At 57.6% G+C, this 19,099-nt stretch carries 11 protein-coding genes and 1 tRNA gene; 5 read left to right on the top strand and 7 right to left on the bottom strand.

Annotated features, from left to right (window positions below; genetic code table 11):
• The first annotated feature begins 183 nt into the window (after nt 1-183).
• A complete protein-coding gene (locus L1C91_RS04175; RefSeq protein WP_234858151.1) occupies nt 184-2,268 on the top strand; it encodes a DUF2339 domain-containing protein in 2,085 nt (694 codons plus the stop codon).
• Here L1C91_RS04175 and uvrA read toward each other — a convergent pair.
• A complete protein-coding gene (uvrA, locus tag L1C91_RS04170) occupies nt 2,265-5,117 on the bottom strand; it encodes an excinuclease ABC subunit UvrA (RefSeq protein WP_234858150.1) in 2,853 nt (950 codons plus the stop codon). The genes L1C91_RS04175 and uvrA overlap by 4 nt on opposite strands.
• A gap of 84 nt (nt 5,118-5,201) precedes the next feature.
• Between uvrA and L1C91_RS04165 the strand changes: the two genes are divergently transcribed.
• The 3 genes from L1C91_RS04165 to L1C91_RS04155 all read left to right on the top strand — a co-directional run bounded on the left by L1C91_RS04165 (nt 5,202) and on the right by L1C91_RS04155 (nt 8,598).
• On the top strand, nt 5,202-5,810 hold the full coding sequence (locus tag L1C91_RS04165) for an MBL fold metallo-hydrolase (protein WP_268836306.1): 609 nt from the start codon (nt 5,202-5,204) through the stop codon (nt 5,808-5,810).
• A 61-nt stretch (nt 5,811-5,871) separates the two neighbouring features.
• Nucleotides 5,872-6,387 (top strand): DoxX family membrane protein, encoded by a 516-nt coding sequence (locus tag L1C91_RS04160; RefSeq protein WP_234858149.1) that lies wholly within the window; start codon nt 5,872-5,874, stop codon nt 6,385-6,387.
• Between the two features lie 12 nt (nt 6,388-6,399).
• Nucleotides 6,400-8,598 (top strand): HelD family protein, encoded by a 2,199-nt coding sequence (locus L1C91_RS04155; RefSeq protein ID WP_234858148.1) that lies wholly within the window; start codon nt 6,400-6,402, stop codon nt 8,596-8,598.
• 73 nt (nt 8,599-8,671) lie between these two features.
• On the opposite strand, the gene L1C91_RS04150 is transcribed toward L1C91_RS04155, so the two are convergent.
• From L1C91_RS04150 to polA, 6 genes are all read right to left on the bottom strand, one after another.
• Nucleotides 8,672-9,112: a universal stress protein gene (locus L1C91_RS04150; protein WP_234858147.1), complete on the bottom strand. Its 441-nt coding sequence runs from the start codon at nt 9,110-9,112 to the stop codon at nt 8,672-8,674.
• 65 nt (nt 9,113-9,177) lie between these two features.
• On the bottom strand, nt 9,178-11,259 hold the full coding sequence (gene uvrB / locus L1C91_RS04145; protein WP_234858146.1) for an excinuclease ABC subunit UvrB: 2,082 nt from the start codon (nt 11,257-11,259) through the stop codon (nt 9,178-9,180).
• Nucleotides 11,260-11,281: 22 nt separating this feature from the next.
• Nucleotides 11,282-11,902, bottom strand: a complete 621-nt coding sequence (gene coaE, locus L1C91_RS04140; RefSeq protein ID WP_234858145.1) for a dephospho-CoA kinase — start codon at nt 11,900-11,902, stop codon at nt 11,282-11,284.
• Nucleotides 11,903-12,021: 119 nt separating this feature from the next.
• Nucleotides 12,022-14,157 (bottom strand): glucose PTS transporter subunit IIA, encoded by a 2,136-nt coding sequence (locus L1C91_RS04135; RefSeq protein WP_234858144.1) that lies wholly within the window; start codon nt 14,155-14,157, stop codon nt 12,022-12,024.
• Between the two features lie 284 nt (nt 14,158-14,441).
• Nucleotides 14,442-15,896, bottom strand: coding sequence for a 30S ribosomal protein S1 (rpsA, locus tag L1C91_RS04130; protein ID WP_234858143.1), 1,455 nt, complete (start codon nt 15,894-15,896; stop codon nt 14,442-14,444).
• 210 nt (nt 15,897-16,106) lie between these two features.
• Entirely contained in the window at nt 16,107-18,809 is a 2,703-nt protein-coding gene (gene polA / locus L1C91_RS04125) for a DNA polymerase I (RefSeq protein WP_234858201.1), read from the bottom strand.
• Between the two features lie 79 nt (nt 18,810-18,888).
• On the opposite strand from polA, the gene L1C91_RS04120 reads away from it, so the two are divergent.
• Nucleotides 18,889-18,965, top strand: a tRNA-Leu gene (locus tag L1C91_RS04120).
• The last annotated feature ends 134 nt before the right edge of the window (nt 18,966-19,099 follow it).

The raw sequence follows: 19,099 nt of genomic DNA, 5'->3' as shown, positions 1-19,099 counted from the left end.
AAAGGCGATCCAGGGGTGGGATCTTGAGTCACGTTTCTAACCTTTCAATACAACAACTCTCATACAAACTAGAGGTGTGCTGCGGTTCTAGTTCATCCCTATCGTGTCACTGCCTGGTCACAATTTTGAAACGGTTACCCCTAACCGGACCCTCATGTGCCTAGCGTTTGTAGACTCGTCAACATGAACAACTTTTCTAACCCAACGAATGACCCCAGTGTCGATCCGTTGATTGAACAGTTGGGTAATGCCGAACGTGAACTAGCTGGTGCTCAGGCGTTGGTTAACAGCGCGCACAATACGCTCGGTCACATTCGACTGCAACTCAGTGCGCAACGTGCACGGCAGGCTCAGCAACCCCAAGCTCCCGCTGTACAGCAGCCCATGCATCAACAGGCTACTGCTGAGGGACCTGTCGCACCTCAGCCGGCATCTTCGCCAGCACCGGCAGCTGCCATGGCAACGGCGAGCACTACGACACCTCACCAACAGCACCCAGGCACAAGTACTGACGCTCACTCGGCGGCCACTCCCCTGGCGTCCACGCCACCACCTGCGCGTCGACCTGCAGTCACACCACAGGCCCCCTGGTATTCCAACGAAACCACTGTCATTCGTCTCGTTGCGATCGCCGGCGCTATCCTGACCATTTTTGGTATTGGCTTCCTCGTTGCCTTGGCCGTCCAACGGGGCCTTCTTGGCCCAGTCGGGCGGACCGTATTGGCCTACACGATTTCCGCGTTGCTAGTTCTGGCAGCCTTCGGTCTTAACCACAAAGCACAGGATGCAGCCGTCGAGTCCCCCACCAAGAAGGGCGGCGATTCCCATGGCTTCGCCATCGCCCGCTCGGCCTTCGTCTTCACTGGTTTCATCACTGCCATCATTACGACCCACACGATCACCGGTCTCTTAGAGTGGATGCCATCTGTTCTGGGTGAGGCTATCGCCATAGTGCTGGTAATAGCTTCGCTTATGGTCGCCAAGTTCTTCCGTTCGGATATCTTGTTAATCATTTCTGGGGTCAGTGGCTTCGTCGCACTGACGGCCTTCTACGCAACCCAAGGCATCGTCCTTGTCCCGATGGTCTTCATCGGTCTGCTGATGATGCTGCTCACGCGTAAAAGCGGTAATTCGATGCTGCGTAACTGGGCTACCGGCCTGGCCTTGGTCGGCACGTGGGTAGTTCCTACCAATAGCCCACCGCCTTTTATTTACGTGGCTGACAGCGTCATGCGACCGATCACCGTCTCCTGGTATGTTCCGCTATCAGTAGCGTTCGCCGTGGGCCTCACCCTGGTTGTCATGCGCGATCCCCGCCCGACTGTCGCAAGGACCGAACAATGGTCAGCAGCCTTCGTGCCGGCCTTAATCCTCATCCACCAAGCCGCATACACCACGGCGCATGCCCCATTGAGCAGCATTAGCGTAGCTAAATGGTGGCTGCTGTGGCCCGCCGTCGCGGCTGCGGCCCTCCTCTTGGTTTCTTTCAAAAAAGCGTGGATGCCTGCGCCCACAGACTCGCCATCCCCAGCTGCTTTCGTCGCCCCGACGTTGGCAAACAGCGCGCTAGCCGCGTGGTTGGTGGTTTCGGCCATCGCGATGACTACCTTCTACCCGTGGGTAACGTTCCTGGCATGCATCGCCGTAGTGCTCGTCCTCTGGAAACGCGAAGGATTCACGGTGGTGCCATGGTTAATGGTTGCGGTGGCGGCTGCACTTGCCTCGATCCCGCTCGGTGGTATCGCACTAGGCCTAACGCCAAGTAACGCCCAAGACCTTGACTCCCCGTTCAATGCACTCTCAGCGCTCGTGCTTGTAGCTCTAGTGCTCGCAGCTCGCTCTGCTTTGAAGGGATTCAGCCAAGAAAGCCTCTTGATCGTCGCTCCGTGTGGACTGTGGCTCTTCATGGTTGCCGTAGTGACCCTGTGTGGTTCCTTGGGCTACTTCCTGGCAGGTGAGAGTGGATCGAAGTCCACCATCAAACTGTGGTTCATGGTTGGCCATGCATGCGTCTCTATTACGTGGTTGCTTCTGGCGGCCTACCTCATGCTTGGTCGCCGCTTCCTCAACAGCACGGCAGCGCTGGTCGCAGCCTTGGTACTTGCCGCAGCAGGAGCAGCCAAGTTGATCTTCTTCGATTTAGGCAATTTGAGCGGTGTCCCCCGAGTCCTCGCCTTTATTCTCGGTGGTTTGGCCCTGCTGGGCGTATCCGCCCTCCGCAGTTCCAAAAAGAAAGAATCAGCACCAGCTCAACATCCACCAAGCTAATCGAGCATCGCTTTGAGGAACTGCCCGGTGTGGGACTGCTTGACCGCAGCAACCTGCTCGGGTGTTCCCTCCGCCACAACTGTTCCGCCACCAGAGCCACCTTCGGGCCCCATATCAACCACCCAGTCCGCAGCCTTGATGACATCGAGGTTGTGCTCGATGACCAACACCGAATTGCCCTTGTCCACCAAAGACTGCACGACGAGCATTAATTTGCGGATGTCCTCAAAGTGCAGACCTGTTGTCGGCTCATCCAGAATGTAGATAGTGCGTCCATTTGATCGTTTCTGTAGCTCAGCGGCAAGCTTGACGCGCTGCGCTTCGCCACCCGACAGTGTGGTCGCAGACTGACCCAACCGGACATAACCCAGCCCAACATCGACGAGGGTGTTCAGGTAGCGGGCAATGCTGGTGATAGGCGCGAAAAATTCGGCGGCCTCGCTAATCGGCATGTCCAGCACCTCTGCGATGGACTTCCCCTTGTACTTCACCTCGAGTGTTTCGCGATTGTATCGAGCACCGTGGCATTGTTCGCAGGGCACATACACATCGGGCAAGAAGTTCATTTCAATCTTCAAGGTGCCATCTCCAGAGCACGCTTCGCAGCGTCCGCCCTTCACGTTGAAGCTAAAACGACCAGCCTTGTACCCGCGAACCTTCGCCTCTGTAGTTTCTGCAAACAGCGTGCGGATCTTGTCGAATACACCCGTGTAGGTTGCTGGGTTGGAACGAGGCGTACGACCAATGGGAGATTGATCCACCTGGACCAGCTTGTCGAGATGCTCAATTCCCTCCACACGGGTCGCCCGACCAGGAACCTGGCGGGCTTTATTCAACTTATTTGCCAGAGTCTTCGCCAGAATCTGATTCACCAGTGTGGACTTGCCAGAGCCTGACACTCCAGTGACCGCGCACAAAACCCCCAGTGGAATCGTGACATCAATGTCCTGAAGATTGTTTTCCCGCGCGCCCACAACTTTAAGAACCCGCTCGCTATCGATCGGGCGGCGACTATCGGGAACTCCAAGTACCCGCTTGCCACTTAAATACTGTCCGGTGATCGAGTCGCGCGCCTTAAGGATGCCCGCAGGCTTACCTTGATACACGACTTCCCCACCGTATTCGCCAGCCTTCGGCCCAATGTCGATCAACCAATCGGCAGCATTAATGGTGTCTTCATCATGCTCGACCACGATCAACGTGTTGCCGATATCCCTCAAATGCTCGAGGGTTGCGATGAGTCTTTGGTTGTCACGCTGATGCAAACCAATGGAAGGCTCATCCAGTACATACAAAACCCCAGCCAAGCCAGAACCGATCTGTGTCGCCAAGCGAATACGCTGGGCTTCCCCGCCCGACAATGTGCCAGCAGCACGATCCAAGGAAAGATAATTCAGCCCGACGTCAAGAAGGAATTTCAAACGGGCCTGAATCTCACGCAGCACCGCGCCGGCGATCATTTCCTCGCGCTTGCCCAAAGTTAAATCATTAAGGAATGCTGCAGCATCCGCGACCGAAAGACGCGTCAAGTCAGCGATGCTCATCTGCCCATGCGCATCTGAAGCCAAGCGCACGGACAAAATCTCCGGCCGCAGCCTGGCCCCATCACAGGCGGGACACGGAACGAAACGCATGTATTCCATCAAGCGGTCTTTTTGCGACTCGGAATCCGCTGTTTCGATCTTGCGGTGAAGATAGGGCAACACGCCCTCAAACGCCGCAGTCCAGCTGCGCATACGACCAAAACGGTTTTTGTAACGCACATTCACCTGGGTGCTGCTGCCGTTAAGCACAGCATCACGCTGCTCATCACTTAGCTCATCGAAGGGAGTCTTCGGATCAAAGCCCATTTCTCCGGCCAAGGCCGTCAACAACTTGTCGAAATACTTATGGTTCGGGCTCGAAGCCCACGGAGCGATGGCCTTCAGCAAAGGCGCTTGCTTGTCGGGAACAAGAAGATCGACATCAACCTCCAAAGCCGTACCCAAACCATCACACGTGGGGCACGCACCGTAAGGAGAGTTGAAGGAAAAGGACCGCGGCTCGAGCTCGTCGACCCCCAGCCTGTGCCCATTAGGGCAGGCCATTTTCTCCGAAAAACGACGCACGCGGTTGGGATCATCGTCATCCAAACCAACGAAATCCAACACAACGACGCCATCAGCCAAGGACAGAGCCGTTTCCACCGAGTCCGTCAGACGTTGCTGCTGCGAAGGCTTCACCTGCAACCTGTCGACCACGACGTCAATATCATGCTTGACTTGCTTTTCCAGCTTGGGTGGATCGGACAGCTGATGGAGCTGGCCGTCAACCATCACACGCGAATAACCCTGGGAGGCGAGGTCTGCAAAGAGCTCCACGAACTCGCCCTTGCGCGTGCGTACCACTGGAGCCAACACCTGGAACTTCAGGCCTTCGTCCATGCGAAGAACCTGGTCGACTATCTGCTGCGGAGTTTGACGTTCGATGACAGCATCGCACTCCGGACAATGCGCAGTACCAGCGCGCGCATACAGCAAACGCAGGTAGTCATAAACCTCTGTAATTGTGCCAACCGTAGATCGGGGGTTGCGGTTGGTGGACTTCTGGTCAATAGACACTGCAGGCGACAAACCCTCGATGAAATCTACATCGGGCTTGTCCATCTGCCCCAAGAACTGACGCGCATAAGAAGACAGAGATTCAACGTAACGCCTCTGCCCCTCGGCAAAAATGGTGTCGAAGGCCAGGGAGGATTTGCCGGACCCTGACAGGCCTGTAAAGACGGTGAGCGTGTCTCGGGGGATCTCGATGTCAACCCCCTTGAGGTTGTGCTCGCGCGCCCCTTTGACGATGAGTGTGTCTGCCACCGTTACGTGCCTCCTCTATGGGTGTGAGCGCCCGCTGCGCTCTAGAAACCACTTGAAGATAACACTTTGGCTAGCATTGAGGCCATGAGTGCCAAAACTAGAGAGCTCGAACTGCACCAAATCTCTGTATCGGAGATGGACAACAATTGCTATTTGTTGGTGGATGGCGAGGAAGCTTTGCTCATCGATGCTGCCGATGATGCTGCGGCACTTCTAGGGCTCGCTGAACAGGCCGGGGCGAAGATCACTGCCGTGCTGACAACCCATCGCCATGACGACCATGTGCGAGCTCTCCAGGAGATTCTGGAGGCTACCGGTGCCAAGCACTACGCATCCGCCCAAGACGCAGACGCTTTGCCCGCCCCAGTAGACGTGCGTTTGGACGATGGGGACACGATCACACTGGGTGATTCCACACTGGACGTGCGGATTTTGCGCGGCCACACTCCTGGCGGGGTTGCCGTCATCGCTGAAATCGATGGTGACATTCACGCCTTTGTGGGCGATAGCCTCTTCCCGGGAGGTGTCGGCAAGACCGAGAACCCTGAGGAATTCCACCAGTTGCTCGACGATGTCACCTACCGTCTGTTCGACTGCTACGATGACGCGATCATTCATCCCGGCCATGGCGAACCCACCACCCTTGCCAAAGAACGTGGCAGTTTGGATCGTTGGCGCGAACGCGGTTGGTAGAGGTTGGTAGAGTTGGACATGGTCTTTATCGGTTTTACGTCGTTGTGAAGGTGCGTTTTTTATGTTGAGGAAGATTGCCCGCCCCATGGTCGCATCCGCCTACATTGCGGATGGTGTGAGCACTGTCAAAAATGCGCAGCAAGAGGTCGACACGACCGCCACCGTGATTCAGCATGTCCGTAAGATGCTCCCCCGCCAGTACCGTCTGGCTGTGCCGAACAATCCGGTTGTGTTGACCCAGGGTATCGGCGCTGCCCGCATTGTGGCTGCACTGGCTCTTGCACTGGGTAAAGCGCCGCGCACTAGCGCCGCCGTGCTTGCTGCGCTAGAGGTTCCTTCTCTGGTTGGCCGCAATGCTTTCTGGGAGGCTCAGGATCCTGAGGTCAAGCGCCTTCGCCGTTCGGGTTTTATTAGTGACGTCGCGTTGCTTGGCGGTTTGCTGATTGCTTCTGCGGATACCGCTGGCAAGCCCGGCTTGAAGTGGCGTGCAAACAAGCTGGTCGAAGATGTTACCGATGATGCTTTGCGGGCGACCAAAAAGGCACGCAAGGCTACGATGAACGTCATCGAGCACTAATTAGTGGTGGGTGTGGGACGACAAAAGCCCAGCGTTGTGCTAGCTGAAGAGCAAGCTTACGTCGACGGGCTATTTGCTCGGATCGACGAGGATGTTTCTAAAGCCCAGGCTGCTTTGCGGGACGTGATGCTCCGTGTGGATCGGTGCGACCCTGATCCGGAGGACTTGATCCGCCGTGAAACGGAGTATCACTCGCTTAATGCCAAACTCGACACCCTAGCTTTGGCCCAGGTTGGTTTGGTGTTTGGCCGCATTGACCTCTGCCCTACGCCCTCGGAGGCGGACGGGGATACAGACCGTACTGCGTCTTCGGCGGGTGGCGCCGCGGTGTATATCGGTCGTCTGGGGATCGTCGACCGTGAGGACAATTACCGGACGTTGTTGTTGGATTGGCGGGCTCCCATGGCTCGCCCCTTTTATCTGGCAACGACCGCTCATCCGGAGTCGGTGGTGCGCCGACGCCACATTCGCACCAAGGGCCGCACAGTCACGGACATCAACGATGAAATTCTGGTGGCTGATTCCAGCTGTCTGAGTGATGTAGACAGTTCGACTGTTGACTTAAGTATTGGCGGGGAGACCGCGTTGATGCGGGCGTTGAGCGCGGCTCGCAGCACCCACATGAACAGCATCGTTGAGACCATTCAACGCGAGCAGGACGCGATCATCCGTGATCCATCTCGCGGCGTCATGGTGGTGCAGGGTGGCCCAGGTACCGGAAAAACGGCTGTGGCGCTGCATCGTGTGGCTTATGTCTTGTACACGTGGCGCGAGCAGTTGGAGAAAACCGGTGTGCTGATCGTGGGCCCGAATCGTCGCTTTTTGGATTACATCTCTCGGGTTTTGCCTGAGCTCGGCGAGACTGGTGTGGTGTTGTCTACGGTCGGCGAAATGTATCCCGGGATGGTTCCGAGCGTCGAAGATTCCCTGCTGACTCGCGAGATCAAGGGCAGCGAGGAGATGGCTTACATCCTGTCCCAGGCGGTGAAGGCGTATCAGATTGTCCCGGATGCACCTTTGGAGTTCCGCGCGGCCGATATGGATGTGCGTGTTGACGCCGCGATGGTTAAGCGTGCCCGAACGCGTGCGCGTCGCAGTCGCAAGCCCCATAATCTTGCTCGATCAGTGTTTGTTGATGAGATGTGTTCCCTAGCTGCTCGGGCCTGTGCCGAGGATATTGGTGCTGATCCTTTGGGCGGGAACCTTTTGGGCGCTGGCGACATCGCGCAGCTGCATGATGATCTCAAAGCCGACGAGCATTTTATGGGCGCGTGCGACACTTTCTGGCCGATGCTGACTCCCGAAGGCGTGTTGGTTGAGTTGCTGGGGTCGCGCGAGCGCATCGCTCAGGTGTGCGCGGAATACGATGAGGACACTCAGACTGCGCTATACCGCCAAGGTGCTGAGGACACCCGTTGGTCTTCTTCAGATGCTGCGTTGCTCGACGAGCTCGCTGTTCTTCTTGGTCCCACGCCGACTGCAGGCGATGCACAGAAGGCAGCTGCACGAGCGGCTGTTGAGGAAGCGCAGGATGCTCTGGATGTGCTTCGCAGCTCCGAGCATGCCGACCTCGATGATGGTTTCGACGCGGAAATTCTGAGTGCCTACGACGTGATCGATGCCCAGGCGCTAGCCGCCCGCCAGGAAGAGCAGGATGTGCGTTCCACCGCGCAGCGATCCGTGGCTGACCGCGAATGGGCCTACGGACACGTCGTTGTCGATGAGGCCCAAGAGCTCACTCCGATGGAATGGCGGATGGTGTTCAGGCGTTGCCCCTCCCGGTGGATGACGCTGGTTGGTGATGCCGATCAAACCAGCTCGCCGGCGGGAATGGATGCCTGGTCTGACATTGCTGAGCTGTCCGGCTGCCGCCTGCGCACGCATGAACTCACTGTCAATTACCGTACGCCTGCGGCGATCATGGAGGTCGCCCGACGCTACGGCAGCGCAACAGCCAGCCAGTCCATTAGGGAAGGCGGAGCGGTTGTCTTTCACCCCGAAGGCACCGACCCAGACTGTGTTGAGGTGGGCGAAGGGCTGGTAGCGATCATCGATGTGAGCAACGTGGAGCAGTTCAAGGGCCTAGAGTTCGACCACGTCATTGTGGTTAACCCAACGCAGATCGCGGAGTCCCCCCAGGGGCGCAACAACCTCTACGTCGCCCTAACACGGGCAACCCATAGCCTGCACATTATCGGCGAACTGCCTTAAACCCCGCAGTCGCGTCGATCCCCCGTGGTGGTGGTTACTGCCTGTCTGACGGTAACCACCACCCACACACTTGTTACTTGACGGTGTGAACAATCATGACGTCGCACTCCGACTGGCGCGCAACATCGGCAGGCACCGAACCCAGAAGGCGACCGGTCAGGGAGTTGATTCCGCGGTTTCCGACTACCAGCAGATCCGCCTGATTCTCATTAACGATTGCCATGAGGGCCTCCACGGGTGTGCCGGGCTTGATGGCTGTCTTGATGTTTTCACACCCAACAGCGCGCGCTGCATCAGCGGCGGTCTCCAGATTGCGCTGTGCGGGATCATCGCCGAGGACCGTGACGGAGTCCTGGCGGAGGGTCTTGGATGCTTGTTCCTTGCTTTCGTAGTAGGCGCACCCGATGATGAGGGTGGCATCGAAAGCGGCGGCGATTGCTGCTGCGCGCTCGACTGCGAGGATCGAAGACTTCGACCCGTCGGTGCCAACAACGATCGTGCTGTAGGAGCTCATAGAAAAACCTTCCAAAGTGGATGAATAACTGTCTTTTACTCTAGCGGAGCCAACGCCGCCTGTGCCTACATTCCGGTGTCTTCGAGCGCTCGAAGCTCTTTTCGCAGGTCAGCTATCTCATCACGCAGCCTCCCAGCGAGCTCGAACTTCAGCTCCCGCGCCGCCTCCTTCATCTGCACGCCCAACTCGTCAATCAACGTGCGAACCTGATCCGAAGGCATCGAACTGATATCCCTCGTGGGCGCTGCAGACACGGGTGTTGTGTTGCCCTCGAGCTCCGCGACGTCATCAAGAATATCGGCGATCTTCTTGCGCAACGGCTGCGGATCAATCCCGTGCTCTTTGTTGTAAGCCAATTGCTTAGCTCGGCGGCGTTCGGTCTCCCCGATCGCCTCCTCCATGGAATCGGTGATCTTGTCGGCGTACATGATAACCTGGCCGGAAACGTTACGTGCGGCGCGACCAATGGTCTGGATCAGCGAACGTGTTGAGCGCAGGAAACCCTCCTTATCCGCATCAAGGATAGCCACCAGGGACACTTCGGGCAGGTCAAGGCCCTCACGCAACAAGTTGATACCAACCAACACGTCGTACTCGCCCAAGCGCAACTGCCGCAGCAATTCCACGCGCTGCAGCGTGTCAATGTCGGAGTGCAAGTAACGAACCTTAATGCCGTGCTCGAGGAAGTAATCGGTGAGGTCCTCGGCCATTTTCTTGGTCAGCGTCGTCACCAGCACGCGCTCTTTGCGCTCGACGCGGGTGTTGATCTCCCCAATCAAGTCATCGATCTGCCCCTTGGTTGGGCGGACAATGATCTCAGGGTCGACCAAACCCGTGGGGCGAATGACTTGCTCAACGAACTCTCCCCCACTAGCCGACATCTCGTAGTTACCCGGCGTTGCAGACATGTACACGCACTGGCCTTTACGGGACTCAAACTCATCCCAGGTCAACGGCCGGTTATCCAGGGCACTAGGCAGACGGAAGCCAAAATCAACCAGGTTGCGCTTGCGGGAAGCATCGCCTTCAAACATCCCGCCAATCTGCGGAACAGTCACGTGCGACTCGTCGATGATCGTCAAAAAGTCTTCGGGGAAATAGTCAATCAATGTCGCTGGTGCAGAGCCCGCGGCCCGCCCGTCAATATGGCGGGAATAGTTCTCGATACCGGAGCAAAAACCGACCTGCTCGATCATCTCCAGGTCATACTCGGTGCGCATACGCAACCGCTGAGCCTCCAGCAGTTTTCCTCGATTCTCCAGGTCATCAAGACGCTCAGCAAGCTCCTCCTTGATCGACGCGACAGCTTTTTCCATCCGTTCGGGACCCGCAACATAGTGCGTAGCAGGGAAAATGCGGAGTTCGTCAACCTGCCGGACAACATCGCCTGTGAGAGGATGAATGTAATAGAGCGCATCGACCTCATCACCGAAAAACTCCACCCTGACGGCCAGCTCTTCGTAGGCGGGGATGATATCCACCGTGTCACCTTTGACCCGGAAGGTGCCGCGAGTAAACGCGACGTCATTGCGCCCATATTGGATATCGACCAACAGGCGCAGCAATCGGTCGCGTTCAATTTCCTCCCCCACCCGCACCAGAATCGAACGATCCAAATATGACTGCGGTGTACCCAGACCATAAATGCACGACACAGAAGAAACAACCACAACGTCGCGTCGAGACAACAGCGCAGAGGTCGCCGCGTGCCGCAAACGCTCCACATCCTCGTTGATGGAGGAGTCCTTTTCGATGTAGGTGTCCGTCTGCACGATGTAGGCTTCCGGCTGGTAGTTGTCGTAGTAGCTCACGAAGTACTCGACTGCGTTATTCGGAAGCAGCTGTTTAAGTTCGTTGGCCAATTGGGCCGCGAGTGTTTTGTTCGGCGCCATCACGAGGGTCGGTCGCTGCACCTGTTCAATGAGCCACGCAGCGGTTGCAGATTTACCAGTACCTGTGGCGCCCAAGAGCACGACGTCGCGTTCCCCACGGTTGATGCGTTCGGTCAGCTCTTTGATCGCTGCAGGCTGGTCACCTGCAGGTTCATACTCAGAAATGACCTCAAAGCGTGCATCGCTTCGTTCTACTTCGCCTAGTGGTCGGTGCTCGGAATAGGACAGCTTGGGGTTTTCTGCAGCGAAGGCCATGCGGGATATTCTACGCGCCTGCCTAATTGCCAGCAGGCGTGGTGTGCGCTAGCTGGCGCAGCTGTTTAACTATGCGCGCGACCTGCGGCTCGAGCTGCTCCAGTCCCCCATTGTTGTCAATAATCAGATCGGCGGCGGCGCGTCGAGTATCATCGTCGATCTGCTGGGCGATGCGGCGGCGAGCATCATCCGGATCAAGCCCCCGGTGGGCCACAAGCCTGCGGACGCGTTCTTGCGAATCCACATCCACCACTATGACCACGTCAACATCCTCGTGCTTGCCCATGTCCACCAGCAAGGGATTGTCATAGAGGACGATGAGCTTGCCTTCCGCCGAAGCGTGCTGGAATCGACGCTCGGTGAGCTCGTTGATTTTGGGGTGCATGATGGCGTTGAGCATGTCGGTGTGCTCGCGATCGACGAACGCCCGGGCTGCAAGTTCACCTCTATTGAGGCTTCCGTCTTCCTGGAGAATTCCCTGGCCGAACGCTCGGACCAATTCGGGCATCGCAGGCGTGACGACGTCGCGGGCGATCTGGTCGGCATCAATCAACGCGACGTCATCACCTAACAGCTCCACGAGCTGTGCGGCAACCGTCGACTTGCCACTACCAATCCCACCGGTGAGCCCAACTTTCAGCATGGCAGCAACCCTAGCAAAGCACAGCCACCGGTATACGAAGCAGCAGATAGAAACAAGCGCAGCGGCTCCGAAGAATCTTCGGAGCCGCTGCGCTAACAACATAGGCGCTCAGCCGTGGCTTAGGCGTCCTTAGCGCTGACCTTAATAACGTCGGTGCCAAGACCTGCGGTGCCGAAGTTCATGCCCTCAACGGAACCGAACTTCTTGTGGTTGGTTACCAGCACCGGAGTAATCGCCGGGTAACCTGCTGCAGCGATCTTGTCACGGTCGAAAGTGATCAGCTTGTCGCCCTTGGACACGCGCTGCTTCTGCTTGACGTGCAGCTGGAAGCCATCGCCCTTCATGTTGACGGTGTCCACGCCGACGTGCATCAGCAGTTCCACACCGCTATCCAGCTTCAGAGCAACAGCATGGCCGGTGGGGAAAGCCACCGCCACAACGCCATCGGCAGGGGCATACACGCTGTCACCAGTCGGCTCGATGGCCACCCCCTTGCCAACAGCACCAGAGGCGAAACCGGCGTCCGGAACCTCTGACAGGGCCACGCAGGTGCCCTCCATCGGTGAGGAAATAACGGTCTCGGCCCCCGGCTGCATAGCGGGCTTGAGGGGCTTCGCGGGCTTAGCAGCTACCGCAGTGGCTGCGTCAGCACCGGCAGCTGCGGCGGCAACGTTGCCTCCATTATTGACCGCGTCCTCGGCAGCGTCGACACGTTCGCTGGTCTCCACGACCTCGTTAACGTCGGCGGCCTCGGCAGCGACAGCCTCGGAACCGTTTCCGCGCTCTGCAGCAAGCTTCGCCAAGACCTCAGCCTTCTCTTCCTTCGTGCGGTAATCCAGGGCAATAACCAGGAAGAAAGAAGTAAAGAAGGCAACTGCAATGCCCACCATGTAGCCGAGCATCGGGCTCATCGCGGGAATGGTCAGCAAGGAGGTGAACACGAAAGCGCTCGCCTTGACGTTGAAGAAGCCCATCACAGCGCCACCTAGGGCACAGCCCGGCAGCAACGAGATGTAAGAGCGGCGGAAACGCAAAAGCACACCGTAGAGGGACGGCTCGGAAATACCACCGAGGAGCCCGGCCAGTGCGCCACCTAGGGATACCTGGCGCATGGTGGTGTTCTTTTCACGGATGGACATGACGAACACACCAGTCACGACGCCGAAGCAGGCGAAGTTCCAGGCACCCATGGGGCCTTGGATGAAGTCGTAGCCGAGGCTGTTGATGTTCTGCAGCATGATGGCATTCAGCGGCCAGTGCAGACCCAGAGGAACGAGGAAGGGGTACAGCAGCGGAATGATGATCGCAAGAACGAAGGAGTTCCAGTTATTGACTGCTTCGAGGAAGTGAGAAATGCCGTTACCTACGCCGATACCGATGGGGCCAAAGACGAAAGCGGTAGCCGGGATCATCACCAGCAGGGAGAAGAAGGGCACGAAAACCATGTGCACTGCAGAGGGAATAATCTTCTTAAACAGCTTCTCCACGAAGAACAATGCGACGGCAGCGATCAGCGGTGGGAAAACCTGTCCGCCGTAGTCGTTGATAACCATCGGCAGCCCGAAGACATGGTAGGTGTATACCGTCCTACCGGCCACCTCGGAAATGTCTGCGAGCCCCTTGGCGTACTCCGGATCGGAGAACTTCAAGAATTCCGGCGTGAGCAATGCAGCCGGGATGGCGGCACCCACCCATTCGTTGGCGCCCAGCTTGCGAGCTGCGGTGGCACCCACCATGATCGGCAGGAAGTAGAACACCGAACGCCACATGGCGTGCATGAATTGGTACGTGGGCGGCTGGTTCTCAGCGCGGAAGTCCTGCAGACCGAAAGTGTCTGCTAGGACGAGCATGGTGATAATCAGCGAGGCGCCCAGCAGAGCCCACAGAATCGGGCGGAACGTGTCGGAAAGAACTTCGAACCCATAATCGATCCATGAGTACTTTCCACGAACGCCACCGTATTCCTTCTTGGAGGATGCAGCCTTGGCATCAGAGTCGGCCATACCAGGCAATGCTTTGATGCCTGCGTAGTATTCGGCGACTCCCCCGCCCATAATCACCTGGAGACCAGTGGATCCTTGGGGCACGACGCCCATCACGGCGTCATTGTTGTCGAGTGCGTCAATGTCGGCTTTTGATTGGTCAGCCAGTTGGAAGCGCAGTCGCGTCGCGCAGTGAGTCAAATTGGTGACGTTCTCAGCGCCACCGACCTTGTCCAGGATGAACTGGGACACAGTCGCGGTGTTTGTCGGCATGAGCGAACCTTTCTAAGTTGTGCTCAATTAATGGTCTCACCCAGTGTATTGCCCAAAAACAGAAGCAAACAATTACAAAAAACAAAACCCCTGACCGCGAAAAACAACATTGCACGCTTCTTACTGCGCTTTTCTTGAGCGATACTCCACACGACCCCAAAGAAGTGTGAAAAACAACATAGGCGCAGATTTTCTACTGCTCCACTTCTGTGCCGACGCGGACACAAAAAACCGCCGGGTGCGGATGGCACCCGGCGGCTTGTGCTAGCTAGAGCTACTGGTTTTTAGTTACCAGCGAGCTTTTCGCGAAGAGCAGCGAGCTGCTCGTCAGATGCAAGGGAACCAGCGGTCTCGGTAGCCTCTGCGGCCGGAGCTGCCTCAGAGGTCTCGGAGGAGTAGTTGGTTGCGCCGGCTTCTGCAGCTTCTGCGGCAGCAGCACGGTGCTTCTCGATCTGAGCGGTGTGGAGCTGGTGACGACGCTCGGACTCTGCGTAACGAGCTTCCCACTCGGCGCGCTGGGTCTCGAAGCCCTCGAGCCATTCGTTGGTCTCGGGGTCGAAGCCCTCGGGGAAGATGTAGTTACCCTGCTCGTCGTAGGAGTCAGCCATGCCGTACTTGGACGGATCGAACTCTTCGGTGTAGTCCTCGTCAGCCTGCTTGAGGGACAGGGAGATGCGACGACGCTCGAGGTCGATGTCGATGACCTTGACCATGACCTCTTCGCCAACGGCGACGACCTGGTCCGGAACCTCGACGTGGCGCTCAGCCAGCTCGGAGATGTGAACAAGACCCTCGATGCCCTCTTCGACGCGAACGAACGCACCGAAGGGAACGAGCTTGGTGACCTTGCCCGGAACGATCTGGCCCACAGCATGAGTGCGAGCGAAGACGCGCCACGGATCCTCCATGGTGGCCTTCAGAGACAGGGACACGCGCTCGCGGTCGAGATCGACGTCGAGAACCTCAACGGTGACCTCGTCGCCAACTGCAACAACCTCAGAGGGGTGATCGATGTGCTTCCAGGATAGCTCGGAGACGTGGACGAGACCGTCAACGCCGCCGAGGTCAACGAATGCACCGAAGTTGACGATGGAGGACACGACGCCCTTGCGGACCTGGCCCTTCTGCAGCTGGTGCAGGAACTCGGAGCGAACCTCAGACTGGGTCTGCTCGAGCCATGCGCGGCGGGAAAGAACAACGTTGTTGCGGTTCTTGTCCAGCTCGATGATCTTGGCTTCGATCTGCTGGCCGATGTACGGATCCAGCTCGCGAACGCGACGCATCTCGACGAGGGAAGCAGGCAGGAAGCCGCGAAGACCGATGTCCAGGATCAGGCCGCCCTTGACGACCTCGATGACGGTACCGGTAACGGGCTCGTCTTTTTCCTTGAGCTCCTCGATGGCGCCCCATGCGCGCTCGTACTGTGCGCGCTTCTTGGACAGGATCAGGCGACCGTCCTTGTCCTCCTTGGTGAGGACCAGTGCGTCGATTTGGTCACCGACGGCGACAACTTCACCGGGGTCAACATCGTGCTTGATGGACAGCTCGCGGGAGGGGATGACACCCTCGGTCTTGTATCCGATGTCCAGAAGGACTTCGTCGTGGTCAACCTTGACGACGGTACCTTCGACGATGTCACCATCGTTGAAGTACTTGATGGTTGCGTCGACCGCGGCGAGGAAATCCTCAGCAGAGCCAATGTCGTTAATGGCTACCTGAGGGACGTTATTGGTGGGCATATGTAAAAGTGCTCCGAAAATGGCCTAGGAAGTCTGTAAACGGACAGATTAGGCACGTCAGAAAACACCCTTGAACTGGAAGATATAATTCCAAGCCGAGAGGCTTTCCTGCTAGCGACGCGGCCGGGCCTTCCTAGTGTTTACCCGAGCTGCGAAACCGCGAGCTGACGCGCGGAAACAACAATAGCACATACCCGCTGCTTATGCCGCCTAGTGCGCCGCCTCGTCCCAGTTAGAACCGTGCCCACTGCTGACTTCCAAAGGAACACTTAGCTCGATGGCGTTGTCCATCTCATCCTCAACGATCCTGCGCACCTTATCCAGCTCGCCCTTCGCCACCTCAACAACTAGCTCGTCGTGTACCTGCAGCAGCACCCGGCTGCGCACGCCTGCGTCACGCAACGCGGCGTCAACACGCAGCATCGCAACCTTGATGATGTCAGCTGCAGTGCCCTGAATGGGCGCATTAAGTGCTGCACGCTCCGCGTTTTCCCGCACAACCCGATTATCGCTGTCAAGCTCCGGCAAATAACGCCGCCGCCCGAACATCGTTTCGGTGTAGCCCGACTGGCGCGCCTGCGCCACTGCACCATCCAGATAAGCCTTGACCCCACCAAAACGCTTGAAGTAATTGTTCATGATGGACTTGGCTTCGCCAGGGGTGATGTCCAACTGGCCGGACAAGCCATAGGCGGACAGGCCATACACCAGCCCGTAAGACATGGCTTTCACCCTGCGTCGCAGTTCCGGGGTGACCTCTTCAACCGGCACCTCGAACACCCGAGAGCCAACATAGTTGTGGAGGTCTTCGCCCTGACGGTATGCCTCGACTAGACCTGCATCCTCGGACAGGTGCGCCATAACGCGCATCTCAATCTGGGAATAGTCAGCCGTCAACAGCGTGTCGTAGCCATCCCCAACCACAAAAGCGGAGCGAATCTCGCGTCCCGCAGGGGTACGCACCGGAATGTTCTGCAGGTTCGGGTCGGTCGAAGACAAGCGTCCGGTGGAGGTCACGGTCTGCTTGTACGTGGTGTGGATGCGACCGTCAGCGGCAACGCACTTGATCAATCCCTCCAGGGTGGTCTTCATCTTTTGGTTTTCACGGTGAGCCAGCAACTGATCGAGGAATGGGTGCGGGTAGTTTTTAGCCAGCGCCTCGATTTCCTTCGCAGCCGTGGAATATCCGGTTTTGGTCTTCTTGGTTTTCGGCATCTCCAGGGTGTCAAAAAGTACCACTTGTAGCTGCTTGGGGCTGGACAGGTTCAGATTGGGATCCCCGGCAAGCTCTCGTGCCGCATCCTGGGCCTCATTGACCTTCAGCTGGAAATGGTCTTTCAGCTCCTGCAGTTTGTCGATGTCAACAGCGATACCCACTGCCTCCATCTGCGCCAAAATCGGCACTAGTGGCAGCTCTAGGTCGACGTAGAGCTCGAAGGATTCAATCTCCTGGAGTTGTTGGGTGAGCACGGCTGACAGTTCCATCACCGCCGCCGCTTCGTGCAGCAGGTACTTCAATGCAGCAGAATCATCCGCGGCGTCATCAAGCAAAGACATTTGGCCGGAAGGCTGCTCGATCTCGAGGGATTTCTTGGTGTGCCTCTGGTACACATCGTGCAGGTCGTAGGTGCGCTGACCTGGCAGCAGCAGGTAGGCAGCCAAAAGGGTGTCGTGTGCAATGCCATCTAGGTCGAACCCTCGGCCGCGCAGCATGTGCCAGGCAGCCTTCGCCCCGTGGAAGAACTTCGGCTGCTCGCTTGCCAGCCACTGGGCCAAGGCGCGCTCGTCGTTTTCAGACATCTCGGACGTACGGATAATGACGCCGCGATAGTTCTCATCCACAATCGCTAACGCTGTGCAGTCGCCATCCCCCGGCTTCGCGTTACCCGCGCACACCACCGCACGACCACCCTGGTTGTTGAGAAAATCCGCAAGGGGTTCTTCGACAAGCTCGACTGAGGAAAGATCAACATCGCTAGTGGCGCTACCGCTGGACTCCCCTGCATCCGACTGGCCATGCTGTTGCTGATCAGTAGCGGCACCCAAGTTGGGCAGTGTGGCCAACACTCGTTGACGCAGTTGATTGCCGAATTCTAGAGAATCGAAGGCGTCCGCGATCGCAACAACGTCGGCCTCGCGGAACTGGAGGTCCTGCGGAGCATAGGGCAAGTCAAGATCCTTGACCATCTCGGTGAGTTCGCGGTTGAGACGCACCTGCTCGATACGCTCGCGCAGCTTCTCGCCGACCTTGCCTTTAACGGAATCTGCTTGTTCGAGCAGCTGGGTGAGACTGCCGTAGCCAACGATCCACTTTTGTGCCGTCTTTTCCCCCACACCGGGAATCCCCGGCATGTTGTCCGAAGGGTCCCCTCGTAGCGCCGCGAAGTCTGGATACTGCTGGGGAGTCAACCCGTATTTCTCCTCCACAGCCTCCGGCGTGAAGCGGTGCAGCACACTGACGCCCTTCATCGGGTACAGAACCGTAGTCGCACTATTGACTAGTTGGAAAGAGTCGCGGTCGCCGGTAACGATAAGGGTTTCAAAATCCCCTTCGGCGGTAGCTTCGGTGGCGAGGGTCGCGATGATGTCGTCTGCCTCGTAGTTTTCTTTCTCGAGGGTTGCGATACCGAGTGTCTCGAGAAGCTGCTTAATCAGCCCCACTTGCCCCTTGAACTCTTCTGGCGCGCTTTCCCGCTGGGCCTTGTACTCCGGAAACATCTCACTGCGGAAGGTTGTCCGCCCGACGTCAAAGGCCGCTGCAATATGCGTCGGCTTTTCCTTGGAGATCAGGTTGGACAGCATGGAAACAAAGCCATAGACGGCATTCGTGCATTGTCCCGAAGAGGTGGAAAATTTCTCTGCTGGCAGTGCATAGAAAGCGCGAAAGGCCATGGAGTGGCCGTCGATGAGCATGAGTCGTTTGGGGGAAGTCACGGCGTCGATCCTACTTAAATTTGAACAATGTTGACCATGCGCTAAACTATCCAAGCGCGCCCCAGTAGCCCAATTGGCAGAGGCAACGGATTCAAAACCCGTCCAGTGTGAGTTCGAGTCTCACCTGGGGCACCAATGAGCAGCACGTTTAGTGTTGCTCATTTCTCGTTGTGGGGTCTAGGGGGCCATTTAAGGTCCACAAACCCGCGCGAGCCCCACGCACACTTGGCGGGCTAAACCAGTACCAACTCCACACCACACACCATGCT

The organism is Corynebacterium argentoratense (assembly GCF_021491455.1).
Classification (GTDB): domain Bacteria; phylum Actinomycetota; class Actinomycetes; order Mycobacteriales; family Mycobacteriaceae; genus Corynebacterium; species Corynebacterium argentoratense_A.
The sequence above is the reverse complement of the archived record's forward strand: the minus strand, read 5'-3'. Positions and strand labels throughout refer to the sequence as shown.

Bases quoted from the DNA above. Each gene is read 5' to 3' on its own strand.
- L1C91_RS04150 (WP_234858147.1), bottom strand. From the start codon at position 9,112: ATGAGCTCCTACAGCACGATCGTTGTTGGCACCGACGGGTCGAAGTCT.
- uvrB (WP_234858146.1), bottom strand. From the start codon at position 11,259: ATGGCCTTCGCTGCAGAAAACCCCAAGCTGTCCTATTCCGAGCACCGA.
- L1C91_RS04175 (WP_234858151.1), top strand. From the start codon at position 184: ATGAACAACTTTTCTAACCCAACGAATGACCCCAGTGTCGATCCGTTG.
- coaE (WP_234858145.1), bottom strand. From the start codon at position 11,902: ATGCTGAAAGTTGGGCTCACCGGTGGGATTGGTAGTGGCAAGTCGACG.
- L1C91_RS04135 (WP_234858144.1), bottom strand. From the start codon at position 14,157: ATGCCGACAAACACCGCGACTGTGTCCCAGTTCATCCTGGACAAGGTC.
- L1C91_RS04165 (WP_268836306.1), top strand. From the start codon at position 5,202: ATGAGTGCCAAAACTAGAGAGCTCGAACTGCACCAAATCTCTGTATCG.
- rpsA (WP_234858143.1), bottom strand. From the start codon at position 15,896: ATGCCCACCAATAACGTCCCTCAGGTAGCCATTAACGACATTGGCTCT.
- polA (WP_234858201.1), bottom strand. From the start codon at position 18,809: ATGCTCATCGACGGCCACTCCATGGCCTTTCGCGCTTTCTATGCACTG.
- L1C91_RS04160 (WP_234858149.1), top strand. From the start codon at position 5,872: ATGTTGAGGAAGATTGCCCGCCCCATGGTCGCATCCGCCTACATTGCG.